10 protein-coding genes are annotated in these 14,572 nt (G+C 32.3%); 9 read left to right on the forward strand and 1 reads right to left on the reverse strand.

Annotated elements, in window-relative coordinates; all coding sequences use genetic code 11:
• Positions 1-245: 245 nt before the first annotated feature.
• The 4 genes from CLORY_RS16200 (at position 246) to CLORY_RS16215 (ending at position 4,966) form a co-directional block, all read left to right on the forward strand.
• Positions 246-1,607 carry an ABC transporter substrate-binding protein gene (locus CLORY_RS16200; RefSeq protein ID WP_079426401.1) on the forward strand — a complete coding sequence of 454 codons (1,362 nt, stop codon included), beginning with the start codon at positions 246-248 and terminating at the stop codon, positions 1,605-1,607.
• Between the two features lie 99 nt (positions 1,608-1,706).
• The gene (locus tag CLORY_RS16205; protein ID WP_207652223.1) at positions 1,707-2,642 is read left to right on the forward strand and encodes a carbohydrate ABC transporter permease; all 936 of its coding nucleotides are present in this window, start codon (positions 1,707-1,709) and stop codon (positions 2,640-2,642) included.
• Between the two features lie 14 nt (positions 2,643-2,656).
• Positions 2,657-3,517 carry a carbohydrate ABC transporter permease gene (locus CLORY_RS16210; protein ID WP_207652224.1) on the forward strand — a complete coding sequence of 287 codons (861 nt, stop codon included), beginning with the start codon at positions 2,657-2,659 and terminating at the stop codon, positions 3,515-3,517.
• Between the two features lie 270 nt (positions 3,518-3,787).
• The gene (locus CLORY_RS16215) at positions 3,788-4,966 is read left to right on the forward strand and encodes a ComEC/Rec2 family competence protein (RefSeq protein ID WP_207652225.1); all 1,179 of its coding nucleotides are present in this window, start codon (positions 3,788-3,790) and stop codon (positions 4,964-4,966) included.
• A gap of 145 nt (positions 4,967-5,111) precedes the next feature.
• On the opposite strand, the gene yicI is transcribed toward CLORY_RS16215, so the two are convergent.
• Positions 5,112-7,433: an alpha-xylosidase gene (gene yicI, locus CLORY_RS16220; RefSeq protein ID WP_079426403.1), complete on the reverse strand. Its 2,322-nt coding sequence runs from the start codon at positions 7,431-7,433 to the stop codon at positions 5,112-5,114.
• Positions 7,434-7,753: 320 nt separating this feature from the next.
• Between yicI and CLORY_RS16225 the strand changes: the two genes are divergently transcribed.
• From CLORY_RS16225 to CLORY_RS16245, 5 genes are all read left to right on the forward strand, one after another.
• On the forward strand, positions 7,754-8,641 hold the full coding sequence (locus CLORY_RS16225; RefSeq protein WP_079426405.1) for a carbohydrate ABC transporter permease: 888 nt from the start codon (positions 7,754-7,756) through the stop codon (positions 8,639-8,641).
• Complete coding sequence (locus CLORY_RS16230) at positions 8,641-9,471, forward strand: carbohydrate ABC transporter permease (protein ID WP_079426407.1); 831 nt, start codon at positions 8,641-8,643, stop codon at positions 9,469-9,471. Before CLORY_RS16225 ends, CLORY_RS16230 begins: the two co-directional genes overlap by 1 nt.
• 121 nt (positions 9,472-9,592) lie before the next feature.
• On the forward strand, positions 9,593-11,410 hold the full coding sequence (locus CLORY_RS16235; RefSeq protein ID WP_079426409.1) for a sensor histidine kinase: 1,818 nt from the start codon (positions 9,593-9,595) through the stop codon (positions 11,408-11,410).
• Between the two features lie 2 nt (positions 11,411-11,412).
• Positions 11,413-13,068, forward strand: a complete 1,656-nt coding sequence (locus tag CLORY_RS16240; protein WP_079426411.1) for a response regulator transcription factor — start codon at positions 11,413-11,415, stop codon at positions 13,066-13,068.
• 176 nt (positions 13,069-13,244) lie between these two features.
• Positions 13,245-14,531, forward strand: a complete 1,287-nt coding sequence (locus CLORY_RS16245) for an ABC transporter substrate-binding protein (RefSeq protein WP_079426413.1) — start codon at positions 13,245-13,247, stop codon at positions 14,529-14,531.
• Positions 14,532-14,572 lie beyond the last annotated feature (41 nt).

Genomic DNA, 14,572 nt, shown 5'->3' on the forward strand with positions numbered 1-14,572 from the left:
ATACACGATATGATATATACATTTATAAATTGATTCAAAATCTATATTTTAAGTAACAGTCATTTCTTTTTAGCTGGTGTATATTTTGGTTTATATTATCTACTTTCTTGCAAGTGTTTATGCAACTTTAATGAATTTATATAGAGTAATTTAATTTCTAATAAAAATTTTTGGAATAGGTACTAATTTATAGATACAATTTGTATTTTATAAATTAAAAAATATATTAGAGGGGGAAATTACCTATGGTAAAAAGAAAAAGGCATTTATGTAAACTTATAGTTTTAGTTCTATCAGCTGCTCTCACTGCATCCGTACTAGCAGGATGTAGTAAGAAAGCTGCATCTAAAGATGGAAAGGTAACACTTTCAGTGTTCACTTACGCTCAACCTCAGGAGAAAAAAGTATATTTGAAGCTTGCGAAAGAATACATGCAGAAACATCCAAAAGTTAAAATAAATTGGAATATAGTAGATGGAACAGTTTATGCTACTAAAATGAAAGCACTTTTTGCTTCTAAGAAAGTACCTGATATATTCTATACTGGAGCAGGAGATTTAAGAGCATATGTCAATGCAAAGGAATTGCTTCCACTAGATAGTTACGTAAAAAAGCTAAACATAGATACCGCATCAATATGGTCTCAAGCATTGGAAAGATACAAGTATGACGGTACGAAAGTAGGACAAGGAACATTATATGCACTCCCTAAGGATATAAGTGCATTTGGATTTGCATATAATAAGACAATGTTTAAGAAAAATGGAATTGCTGATCCAGACCCAAATAAACCATATACTTGGGATGAATTCCTTCAGATATGCCAAAAACTGACTAAGGATACAAATGGGGATAGTAAGAAAGATCAGTGGGGAGCAGGGTTCGATCCTAATTATTCCATAGAGCCATTCATTTGGACAAATGGTGCTGATTTCTTAAATAAGGATGGTACAAAAGTTACCATAAATACTCCGGAGTTTCAAGAGGCACTTCAGTATTTCACAGATCTGACAGTTAAATACAAGGTAACTCCTAGCGCCACAGAAGCTAAATCATTAGCTTATTATCAGCGTTGGTTACAGGGACAGCTTGGCTTCTTTGCTTGTGGTAACTGGGATATGGCAACCTTCAATAATCTAAAGAAATTTGACTATGATTTAATTCCATGGCCGGTAAGTCCTAAGACTAATACTTCATATACTTGGACAGGATCTTTGGGATTTTCTGTAAGCAACACAAGTCCAAATAAGAATGAAGCTGTAAAATTTATCTCATATCTTTCTACAGATAAACAAACAAGCGTTGAATTATCGGATGCTAATATTCAACTTCCTAATAACGTAGAGTATGCAAAAGGTGACTACATTAAGAATCTTAAACCTAAAAAGAATATTCAAGTAATGTTTAACTATTTGGAGAAAACAGGAAGATCTGGTCCTACAGATTATACCTATAATTCTGAGTGGTGGACTGAGTTCCAGAATGCGCTTCCACAAGTACTCAATGGAAAACAAACTGTGAGTGATTTCATTGCTAAAGAGCAGCCTAAAATGCAGCAGAAATTAGATGCAGCAAATCAGCTTGCAAAACAGCAATCGCAAAAGTAAAACTTCAATATTTAATATGTATGTACTTAGGTACATACATATTAAATAAATGAAATATAGCAATTAAGACATGTGATTTGTTTTATAAGGAGTGATAATGTGGAAACTGTCGACATAGTTAAGGAACCTATTATACAGAATAAAAAGAAAAAAAAGTATAATATGTTCAGAAAGGAAGAGAGGATTGCGTATCTTTTTATAGCTGCTCCAATATTGCAATTTTTAGTGTTTATGTTGGGACCAATGATTTTTTCGGTAGGCGCTAGTTTCACTGATTGGTCTGGAATTGGTAAGATGAGCTTTATTGGTATTAAGAACTATATTAATCTATTTAATGATGCAAATTTCTGGAAATCACTTTTCAATACAATTTTCTACTTCATAGGTATTCCTATAGGAATGATACTGGGATTGTTACTTGCTATGGCTTTGAATAGAAAGATACCTGGAGTGAGAGTGTTCAGAACTATATATTATATACCTGTTGTTTCTTCTGCTGTAGCAGTATCTATTCTATGGTCCTGGGTTTACAATTCAGATTATGGATTAATTAATGGATTTTTAAGTGTTTTAGGAATAAAAGGACCGGCTTGGTTAAGCGATCCTAGTACAGTAAAGCCGGCACTTATAGGCATGTTTGTTTGGCAAGGTTTAGGAAATACTATAGTACTATATCTTGCAGGACTTCAAGGCATCTCTTCAGTTTACTATGAAGCTGCCGCAATCGATGGAGCCAATGCTTGGCATAAATTCAGACATATAACTGTCCCGCTTATAACTCCAACTAGTTTTTATTTGCTAGTAACTAATTTGATAGGCGGTTTTCAACTTTATATACCTATTACAATTATGACAAATGATGGAGGAACTAATTATAGTTCTGCAACTACGGTATTTTACTTATTTAATAAGGCCTTTAAAGATTATCAGATGGGTTATGCATCTGCAGTTGCATGGATACTAGGATTTGTAATATTGATAGTCACGATAATTAATTTTAAATTCCAAGATAAATGGGTTAATACAATGAATTAAGGAGGGGAGAAGACATGGTAAAAAATTATACAATATCAATGAGAAACCGTGAAAGGATTACTAATATTATAGTATTCATAATTGTTGCATTAGTAGCAATCATTATGATAGTTCCGTTACTTTTTATGATATCAACATCTTTTAAGTCCATAGAGCAAGTCTTTGCAATCCCCCCTGTATGGATACCGCATCCTTTAGTTTTGGGTAAATATGCTGAGGCTTTAACTAATGGTGACTTTTTACATGGTTTCTTAAATACAGGAATTATTGAGGTATTTGTGCTGTTAGGTGGAACTTTCACTTCTTCATTAGCGGCATTTGCGTTTTCAAAGATGCGTTTCAGACATAAAGAAGGTATATATCTAGCTATTTTGTCTACAATGATGATACCTTTTCCTGTTATAATGTTACCGCAATATGTGCTATTTTCAAAAGTTGGATGGGTAGATACATTATTGCCGCTTATAGTTCCAGCGCTATTTGGAAATGTGAGCATGATTTTCTTTCTTAGACAAAGTCTATCAGGAGTACCGGATAGCCTTGTAGAAGCAGCTAAAGTTGATGGATGTGGTTATTTTAGAATCTATTGGCAGATTATAATGCCATTAATAAAGCCTGCAATAGTTACACAACTAATATTATGGTTTAATGGTATATGGAATGATTATATAGCTCCGTCTGTTTATCTCACAAGTCCTTCAAAACTAACAATTCAAGTTGTAATAGCTCAGTTTAACAGCTACTATGCGATACAGACAGACTATGCTCTTATAATGGCTGCATCTGTTATTGCTTTGCTGCCTACAATGATTTTATTCTTTATTTTTCAGAGATTTATAATAGAGTCAATGGCAATAAGTGGGATTAAAGAATAGCTAATATAGAATTCAGCAGCTATCATTATGCTTAATAGGGTAATTAGATAATTTTCTATATTAATTAGAGAAAATAATGTTTTTGCTTATTAAGGTAACAGAAGTAATATGGTAAAAGTATTTTGTGAATATTAAGGGCATAGGAAATGTTGTGGCACTACGGATCAGTCTCTGTAGTGCCACAACATTTCTTTTTATATATTTTGACATAATAATTCAAAATGTAATATGATAATTTATATATAGACGAACATTCGAGGAGGACTAAATTTGCATAGACTAAAGATAAGTATAGTATATTTGTTATCTGCATTGCTATTGATACTAAGCGGATGTACAGCTGATGGTACTGGACATATAAAAAGCAATGTCGTGAAAAATGCAGCAGATCAAAATCAATTAAAGGTTAAGCAACAAAACATCAATAGAATTGCAACTGCTAATACAGCAGGAAAGCTTAGAGTAGATTATATAAATGTGGGTCAGGGTGACAGCATTCTGATTAGCCAAGGTCAGCACAATATGCTTATTGATGCAGGAAATAATGAGGATGGCAGTTTAGTAACAAATTATATAAGAAGTCAAGGAATAAAAAGGCTGGAATACATTATCGGAACGCACCCACATGAAGATCATATTGGCGGGATGGATGTAGTGATTAAGAATTTTCAAGTGAAGAAAATATACATGCCCAAAGTAACTATCAATACAAGAACTTTTGAAGATGTTTTAACTGCCATAAGGAATAAAGGGTTAAAGGTAAATGCGCCTGTACCAGGCAGCAGCTTTAAACTTGGTGCTGCTAATGTTAATGTTTTAGGACCATTAGGTGCTAGAAGTAGTGATTTAAACACATATTCAATAGTTACAAAAATCAGTTTTGGAAGCAATAGCTTTCTGTTTACTGGGGATGCTCAGATTAGTAACGAAGAAGCTATGATTAGAAAAGGTTATGATTTGAAGGCTGATGTACTTAAAGTAGGACATCACGGAAGCAATACATCCACTGGAAAGGAATTTCTAAATAAAGTACAACCTAAATATGCTGTAATAAGTTGTGGAATGGGAAATATTTATGGCCATCCGCATCAGGAAACCGTGGACGAGCTTAGAAGAAGACATATAAAACTTTATAGAACGGATGAACAACGTACGATAATTGCTACAAGCAATGGAAATACAATAACTTTTAACCGTAAGCCGGGAAGCTATAATTACGGTAAATATGCTGACAATAGCAGCACTAGAGTATCTACAGGTTCAAAAGCTGAAATCAGAAAAGATACAAACACTAAAATAAAGAATAATAGAATTGTTTATTGGACAGTTAGTGGAAGGTCATATCATTATGATAAGAATTGTCCTACATTGAGAAGAAGCAAAAAAATAATCAGCGGTGTACTATCAAAGTCACCAAAGAAAGATCCTTGTGATTTGTGTGTTAAATAAGGAAGCAGCATATAATGTCTGTAGGTTGAGAAATGCCTCTTGTGCCTGCTTCCCATTTTTTACTCTTTAGGAATTTTGCATAAAATTTGTGTTGTAAGTGCTTAATGAAAGGATAAGTTTCTGTAGTTCCACAACATTTCATTTTTTATTTTATTTTTATGGATAATCTTGTAATATTGTCCTTAGGAACTATTCTTACTCCTTTAGCTTCGGATACTACCGATATAGCATCTTTGCAATCAGCATTAGCAGCATTTCTAAGAAGAAGACTCCATGCTTTAGCAGAGTTCGAAATCTGTACCTTTAATACATCACCATTTCGTGTTATTGTAATGCTGTTTTCAAGATTATCAGAAAGATCATGTATTTCTGCAGTGGCAGTTTTACCAGATTGCAACTCAAAAACATGAAAAGTTACATTTTTAGCGTAATCATAGTCAGGTTTTGTATCATCGTTTCCTACTGCTATAATAGAATTTTCTTTTACCATTAGTGGTATGCTCATATAGTCATGAGTCTCACTATACCAGGTACCACCCTCAAGTACTTTACCGTTAATAAAATTAGTCCATTTGCCTTTAGGCAGGTAGTAGGATACCTTTCCGTTTTCATTAAATATAGGAGCAACTAAAAGAGAATCTCCAAGCATATATTGTCTATCCAAATAGTCACAGGCAGGATCTTCAGGAAATTCGAGTAGCATAGCTCTCATTTCAGGTATTCCAGTAGCTGCTGTTTCGCATGCTTTAGCAAATATATATGGCATAAGGCTGCATTTCAATTTTGTAAAGAAGCGAAGTACATCAACTGCTTCTTCATCGAAAAGCCAAGGTACCCTATAAGAATTGCTGCCGTGAAGTCTGCTATGGGTCGAAAGAAGACCAAAAGCGCACCAACGTTTATAAATATCAGGAGTGGCGGTACTTTCAAATCCACTTATATCGTGACTCCAAAAGCCGAAACCTGATAAACACAGGGATAACCCGCCTCTTAGGGATTCTGCCATAGAGCCATAAGTGGCAGTACAATCTCCGCCCCAATGTACGGGGAATTTTTGAGAGCCTACTGTGGCTGAACGAGCGAATACCACAGCTTTGTCTTCTCCAAGTCTTTCTTTCAGAAGCTCATAAACTGTTTTATTATATAAATAAGTATAGTAGTTATGCATTTTCATTGGATCTGAACCATCATAGTACACTACATCTGTTGGAATGCGTTCGCCAAAGTCTGTCTTAAAACAATCTACTCCAATGTCAATAAGGGTGGATAGTTTATCTTTATACCAATCACAAGCTTCAGGATTAGTAAAATCGACTATGGCCATACCTGCCTGCCATAAATCCCACTGCCAAACCTTTCCATTATGCTTTTTTAGGAAATATCCTTTTTCCATTCCTTCATCAAATAAAGGTGATTTTTGAGCAATATAGGAGTTTATCCATACACATATTTTTAAGCCTTTTGCTTTTAATCTTTGAATCATACCTTTGGGATCAGGGAAAACGTCTTTATCCCATTCAAAATCGCACCATTGGAATTCCTTCATCCAAAAACAGTCAAAGTGGAAGACGTGAAGAGGGATATCTCTTTCAAACATACCATCTATAAAGCTGTTTACAGTTTTTTCATCGTAATTAGTAGTAAATGATGTAGTCAGCCATAGACCAAAGGACCATGCAGGAGGAAGAGAGGGTTTTCCAGTTAATAAAGTATAATTTTGCAGCACTTCTTTGGGGTTAGAACCTCCGATTACAAAATATTCTAGATATTCACCTGGAACGCTAAATTGAACACTTTCTACTTTTTCTGAAGCAACCTCAAAAGATACTAATTCAGAGTGGTTTACAAATACTCCATAATTTTTATTTGTAATATAGAAAGGTATATTTTTATAAGACTGTTCACTGTTAGTTCCGCCGTCTTTATTCCAAATGTCTACCACTTGACCATTCTTTACAAAATGTGAAAACCTTTCACCAAGACCATAAACACACTCACCAACATCTAGAGAAAGCTGTTCTTTCACATATGTTCTTCTATCATCTCGTATTATATAGGCCATATCTTTATAGCTGCTTCCGGTAAGGTGTTTTCCATCATAGCAGTAATCTATTTTCCAAGTCTTTTTTGATACTTTTACTGAGAGCTTATTGCTGGTTAATATAGCATAATCTTCATTATTTTCTATAGCTACATTTACATCTTTGCTGTGATTAATTATAAACTCCGGGTTGCCATAGCCCATATCCCTGAAATGATATAGTTTAACCCCTATCACATCATTAGCAGGTGAAAAAAACTTGATTGTGAACTGAGGAGCGTTTAACGTATCGCCTCTCTGAATTATCTGTTTATATGGTGCGAAAACAGTCATGGTATCATCTGATATTTGTATGTCTCTAGCTTCAGAAGGAGCATATAAAGTAACATCATCTTTAAGAAGCCATTGTCCGTCAGAAAACTTCATTATGATTACCTCCTAATTTTTTAAATAGTTTGTGCATAAAGGTATTCTTTATATGTTTGATAAATAATATTAGTATTTTGATATATGTATGTTATTATACAAAGCAAGATTACGAAGACAATTTATACAATAAAGATAAAAGCTATACTTCACTTTATTACCACTAACTGTTTACGTATATACATTTTTTATAACGTATTCATGACATATAATTAACACATAATAAGTATGGTACTTAAATGATTAAACAATTGAATCCATGTATTTATTAAAATTAAAAACAATTTTAAATTATAAAAAACAGATTAGGTGGGATGAATATGCTTAAAATAGGTAAAAAAGCTACAGAAAAAGTTGAGTTTATTGTATACGTTTTACCAGCTATGATACTTGTGTCCTTGGCAATTTATATTCCATTTCTTATGAGTATGTTTTACTCTCTTACTGAATGGAACGGAATACAAAGCAATCCTAAGTTTGTTGGCTTCAAGAATTTTAAACAGATTTTTAGCGGAGACAGCGATTTTAGGAATGCAGGGCTTTTTACATTAAAATATTGTATATTGTACATTATTTTAATAAATGTTCTAGCACTTCTTATAGCAGTTATTCTCGATAAACAGTTAAAATTAAGAAATGTACTTAGAGCTGCTTTCTTTATTCCTTATATATTAAGTTTAGTAATAGTAGGATTTATTTGGAAGTTCATATTTTCTCAGGGATTCACTGCATTAGCTGCCAGCACAGGATGGGGAGTTTTTAAACTTAGCTGGCTTGGCGATCCGAAGCTTGCATTTACATCAATTGTCATAGTATCGGTATGGCAATCAGTTGGGTTCTATGTACTTATATATATTGCGGGCCTTCAATCAGTACCATACGATTTAATTGAAGCCGCTACAGTAGATGGAGCAGGACCTCTTAGAAGATTCTTTCAGATAGTTTTACCTCTATTAGGACCTTCTGTAACAACTTGTGTATTTATGTCCCTTACAAATTCTATTAAGGTATTTGATGTTATACTATCACTCACAGCTGGAGGCCCAGGAGGATCAACCTACAGTTTAACCTATGACATATATAAGGAAGCTTTTCAGAACAATATGTACGGATATGGAAGTGCAAAAGCGTTTATCATGTTCATAATCATTTTGATAGTTACTGTAATTCAGCTTAAATTCTTTAAGAGCAGGGAGGTTGAAGCATAATGAAAACGAAGAAAAGCGGCTTGCTTTTGTTGGAAATAGTTATGGTTATAGTAGCTATAATGTTTCTATATCCAATAATCCTCATGATATTTAATTCTTTGAAATCATTTTCAGAGGTAATGGCAAATGTAATTGCACTTCCTAAACATTTAGAAATAAAGAATTATACTTATGTATGGAAGTTTGTAAATTATCCTAGATTATTCCTAAACAATTTAATAATCACTACAATAGGCATAATCGGAATAATATTCTTTGCTTCCATCGCATCCTATAAACTTTCAAGAACAAAAACCAAATACAGTTGGTTAGTGTATCTGTTTTGTATAACTCCTATGCTGATTCCTTTTCAGACAATAATGATAACTGTTTTAAAGCTTTTTAAGGTATTACATCTGACAAATAGCACGTGGGGACTAGGTATACAATATTGGGGATTTGGAGTCCCTATGGCAATATTTATATATCATGGTTTTGTAAAAACAATACCAAAAGAAATAGATGAAAGTGCTGTGGTTGATGGAGCATCGAGTTTTAGAACGTTCTTTTCAATAATTTTCCCACTGCTAAAACCAGTAACAAGTACCATAGTAGTAATAGATGTAATGTGGATATGGAACGACTTTTTACTTCCTTTATTAATGGTAAATGCGACAAAAGCTACACAAACGTTAACTTTAGCTGCTTATACGTTTGTAGGGCAATATATAACAAATTGGCAGTATGCTATGGCAGCAATGGTATTAGCAGTATTTCCTTCAATTTTATTCTTCATATTTATGCAGAAACATATTGTAAAAGGTGTTACTGCTGGAGCTGTTAAGGGTTAAAAAGTTTGAATCAAAAGATGGGCAGATAAACAGTGTAATGATTTTATACTGTTTATCTGCTTATTATATTTTATTTATAAGAACTGCTTATTATGAGAAAATATAGGGAGAAGGTGATACTATGAATATAAAAAGGGTGTTAAAAGATGCACTGATAAATATTACTGATAAAATTGAAAGTAAATTAGTAAACAAGCTTATAATTATTTTTACCTCTGTTGTTACTTGCATAATAATAATAGTTGTATTATTGTCCTATAGAATAATTAAAAATGAACTTGTAAAGGGAAATATAGAAAATAATAAAAATATCATAAAAATAGTAAATAGGAATACTGAGAAATATTTCAATGAAGTAAGGCAATTTTCACTGCCGCAATTTAAATATGAGGACCTAATACGAGCACTAAATACTGAATCAGGAGATTATGATGAACAATTGTATCTGGAAGGATATTTAAGAGAAATGTTTTATTCAAGAAGAGATATAGAGGGCATTTATTTATATATAATTAAGAAACATAAATATTATTATATAACAAGACAAAATGAGGACATAAGAGTAAGAATCGCTTATGATAACACAATTCCCAGATCAAGCTGGTATAAAACGACGATTAGCAGTAAAGAAAATTCATTTTTTCAGCCTATATTGCTGCAGAAGAATCTAGGGTATTGTAAAAATCCGGGAGATTATTTTTTGGCATATCATACAACCATTAACAATATTTCTACTAGAAAACCACAAGCTATGATATCGTTTTACTTTAATTCTTACACTATAAAAGAAGTTCTAAAAGATATACCTATAAATAATGGAGAGCATATCATACTTCTAAATTCAGATGATATTCCATTCTATTTTGACACCAGAAAGTTTTATTATAAAGCCTTAAAAGCTAAACTATTTAAGACTTTTACAACTTCAATAGATCAGGGTAAAACTGTGTGGAATAATAAAACTGGCAAATATCTTGTCATATATAGCAATTCTGAGATAAATAACATGAAATTGGCTAAATTTATTCCGTATACTGAAATGTATAGAGCAGTTAAAACTAATCGGAATGTAACACTGTTTATGGGATTTGTTTGTATGCTTTTTGCTACAGCTCTTATTGCATTTACTTCAAAGGCTATTACAAAACCTCTTAAAAAACTATCTTATAATATGGATAGATTCAGTGAAGGTTATTTTGATGTTAAGACTGAAGTGTATGGGAAAGATGAGGTATCTCAATTATCAAAACAATTTAATGTAATGGTAAAAAGTATTAATGACTTGATCAACGATAAGTATAAAGCAAAACTTGTAGAACAGAGGGCAATATTAAAGGCATTAGAAGCTGAAGTAAATCCTCACTTCTTATATAATGCTCTACAGGCAATATCAACTAAGGCGCTGAAAAATGGTTTATATGACGTCAGTGAGATGATAGATGCACTGGCGATGACATTTAGATACTGCATAAATGGAGGAGATATTGTAGATATTAGAAGTGAAATTAAGCATGTTGAAAACTATATTATGCTTCAAAAGGCTAGATTCGGTGACAGACTTCAGATTATATATGAGATTGATGAGGATATAAGAAATGTTGAAATTCCAAAACTTTCAATACAAACGTTAGTGGAAAACTCCATAAAGCATTCCCTTGAAAAAGCATCAGATAATATGACTATAGTTATAAAAGGATATAGGGAAAATGGGAAGGCAGTAATTATTGTAAAAGATAACGGAAGAGGTATTTCTAAGGAAAAATTAGATTCAATACTAGAATCTTTTGATGATATATGGGATGAAAAACAAAAAAGACATATAGGAATAAAAAATCTATATATGAGATTAAAATTGATTTTTGGTGAACAAGCGTCAATGAAAATAAAAAGCAGCAATGGTTCGACAGAAGTTATAATTTTTATTCCAATAGGAGGATAAATATGTGCAAGGTATTGATTGTAGATGATGAAGAACCCGTTAGAGAAGCGATAATGCTTCTTGGTAAATGGAAGGAACTTGGAATAAACCGAGTTATTGAAGCACAGAATGGCAAAGCAGCACTACAAGTCGTTGAGGATGAACATCCAGATATTATACTTGTAGACATGAAAATGCCAGAGCTTAATGGGGCGGAATTTTTAAAAATAATTGCTAAAAAGCATCCGGACATAAGTAGTATTGTTATCAGTGGGTATGATGAGTTTTCATTTACTAAGCAGGCAATAAAATCAAAAGTGATTGATTACTTATTGAAGCCAATAAATAGAGATGAGCTCAACAATGCATTGAAGTCTGCTGTAGATGTAATAGCCTCTAGAGAAAAGAGTAAGGATAAAATTATAGAAAATAATATAGCTCTTAATGTATCTATACCAGTGGTAAGAGAAAAGGTGTTTATGTCGATTATTGAGGGCAATTATAGTGAAGAGGAACTGGAGTTATACAAGAAAATAATAAATGCACATGAAAGTAACTATTATGGGATCACTATATTGAGGATAGGAAACCTAGAATATGTTAAAAAGGCTCAGCATTTTAATAATAACATAGATCTACTAAATTTTGCTATAAACAATGTGGTGCAGGAATTTTATTTTGATAGGCTTAAGTGTTTTGGCTTTAGAAATCCTAAATTTGAAAGAGAAATAGTAATTGTGACGTATTCAGATATATATAATGATGAAATAGTGCAAATAGCCTATGATTCAATTAGCAAAGTAGTAAGAAAGCTTAAGGAAGTTCTAAATATAATAAGTGTAGCAGCGATAGGAGATATATATTCGACTAGTCTTAAACTTGGAGATGCATATAAATCTGCTAAAAATATTTTAGATTCATATAATATTATTAATCCTGCTGAAATTATATGCCGCAGCGAAGATAAAAAAAGGCAGCGATATAATTATACGCTTATGAATATAATAAACATTATAAAAAGTGCTGTTGAAAATGGAAGCTATAGATACATTAAAAATGAACTTGAAAAATTCCTTACTGAAATAAAGAAAGCTGAATATCTTAGTATAAATAATGCAGATAGGATTATTGATGAACTTATTTTTATAATGAAAAATATTTTTCACGAATTTACTGATGAAAATAAGGATCACGATGAAAATACAAGCAATTCTATCGAGTCGAAATTTGATGAATTAGATTATACAAATTTTTCTGAATTTGAAACGTTGCTCTATAGAATTTCAGAATATATGTATCAGAAGATTAGGCAAAATATAAGAAGCAATCAGACTTTCAACATTCAGGATATCAAGAAATATATTGATAATAATTATTATGAAGATATAAAGGTATCAATGTTTACAGAAAAATATTATCTCAGCAGAGAATACTTGATGAAACTATTTAAACAGGAATTCGGATATGGAATTTATGAATATGTTCAGAAGATTAGAATGGAGAAAGCCCAAGAACTTCTAGGAGATTTGGATGTTAAGATACAAAGTATATCTAAAATAATTGGGTATAGAGACAATAACTATTTCAGCAAGGCTTTTAGGCGATACTTTGGTATCTCACCGTCAGCCTACAGAAATATGCTCATAGAAAAAAGAATGCATAATTTAGAGGAAAAATAAAATTATTACTTTCAATATTTAGAATAGAATAAATTAAAAGTGGAATAATATTTATATGAAATCGTTTTATAAGTATACTTTTTTACCTCTAAGAGTTAACTTATATACATTTATTTTAAACCCATAAATTTCTACAATAGACATATGAAAAATAATGAATTAGGGGGAAACAAATTATGAAAAAGAAAAGTTTAGGAGTTATTGCTGCCATTGCTTCGCTCTCAATAGCTAGTTCTATACTTGTGGGCTGCGGCAAGAAAACTACTAACAATACGAAGCAAACAACAAATAACAAAAAATCAGTAACAATAACATGTTTTCAAAACTCACCAGAATATACTGATGCTATTAATGCGTATATAGATCAGTATAAGAAGGTTAAGCCTAATGTAAAAATAGACCTGGAAATTACTCAGGCAGATTATCCTACATTACTTAAGGCAAAAATTGCTTCTAATAACATACCTGATGTTTTTTCCTCAACTGCAGGCGGAGAAATTAAATCATATGCAGAGTATTCAGCTGATTTATCAAATGAACCTCTCGCAAAAGCTATGACTGATGCTGTACGTACAAATATGTCGTATAATGGAAAAGTTCTAGGATTACCTCTGAAAGCTAATGTCTTTGCACTAATTTACAACAAGGATTTGTTTGAAAAAGCAGGTATTACTAAACCACCTACAACTGTAAGCGAGCTAGAGGCTGCTTGTAAGAAACTACAATCAGCAGGTATAACTCCATTTACTAATGGATATAAAGAGTGGTGGGTATTTAAACATATATTCCAACATTATATGGATGCAGATACACCAGATGTTTCGAAATTAGTTGATAAATTTATCGCAGGAAAGACTAAGTTTGAGGATCATCCATTATTATATGATAATTTCTTTGATTTCATAGATCTATCATTAAAGTATGGTACAGCTAAACCTCTTGAGTCAGATTATAATGCTGAAGTGTCCGCTTTTGCTAGTGAAAAAGTTGCTATGATGACTGGACAGGGTGCATGGGCAGAAGAAGGAATACTAAAGATAAATCCTAATATTAAAATAGGCATAATAGGCTATCCTGTAAGTAATAACCCAAAGCAATCTCAGATAATAGCAGGTGCTGATCAGGCGTTAAGAATCTATAATAAGTCTAAGGTACTTAATGAAACAAAGGCATTATTTAACTGGCTATATACTTCTGACTATGGTAAGAGTTGGTTCTCAGAGACAGCTAAGGTAATACCTCCAATAAAAGATGCAAAAATGCCAAATCTTCAGATACCTAAAGCAATGCAGCAGATCACTAAGACACAGAAAGTAGGAGATGTAGCTATTAATTACTCTTTGGATAGTTTCCATCAGAAATTTGGTGAAATTATGCAGGCTTATATATCAAAAGCCAAAACAAGAGATCAGGCAGTTAGAGAGATTGAAAAGGCTTGGATGCAATTAGGCGCAGCAAAATAAATAAAAATATTTAAATTTATGAATAGATAATAAAATCTGTA

This window comes from Clostridium oryzae, assembly GCF_002029235.1.
GTDB classification, from domain to species: Bacteria; Bacillota; Clostridia; order Clostridiales; family Clostridiaceae; genus Clostridium_AE; species Clostridium_AE oryzae.

Coding starts and splice junctions, on each gene's coding strand:
- CLORY_RS16200 (WP_079426401.1), top strand. CDS start 246: ATGGTAAAAAGAAAAAGGCATTTATGTAAACTTATAGTTTTAGTTCTA.
- CLORY_RS16210 (WP_207652224.1), top strand. CDS start 2,657: ATGGTAAAAAATTATACAATATCAATGAGAAACCGTGAAAGGATTACT.
- yicI (WP_079426403.1), bottom strand. CDS start 7,433: ATGAAGTTTTCTGACGGACAATGGCTTCTTAAAGATGATGTTACTTTA.
- CLORY_RS16225 (WP_079426405.1), top strand. CDS start 7,754: ATGCTTAAAATAGGTAAAAAAGCTACAGAAAAAGTTGAGTTTATTGTA.
- CLORY_RS16230 (WP_079426407.1), top strand. CDS start 8,641: ATGAAAACGAAGAAAAGCGGCTTGCTTTTGTTGGAAATAGTTATGGTT.
- CLORY_RS16235 (WP_079426409.1), top strand. CDS start 9,593: ATGAATATAAAAAGGGTGTTAAAAGATGCACTGATAAATATTACTGAT.
- CLORY_RS16240 (WP_079426411.1), top strand. CDS start 11,413: ATGTGCAAGGTATTGATTGTAGATGATGAAGAACCCGTTAGAGAAGCG.
- CLORY_RS16245 (WP_079426413.1), top strand. CDS start 13,245: ATGAAAAAGAAAAGTTTAGGAGTTATTGCTGCCATTGCTTCGCTCTCA.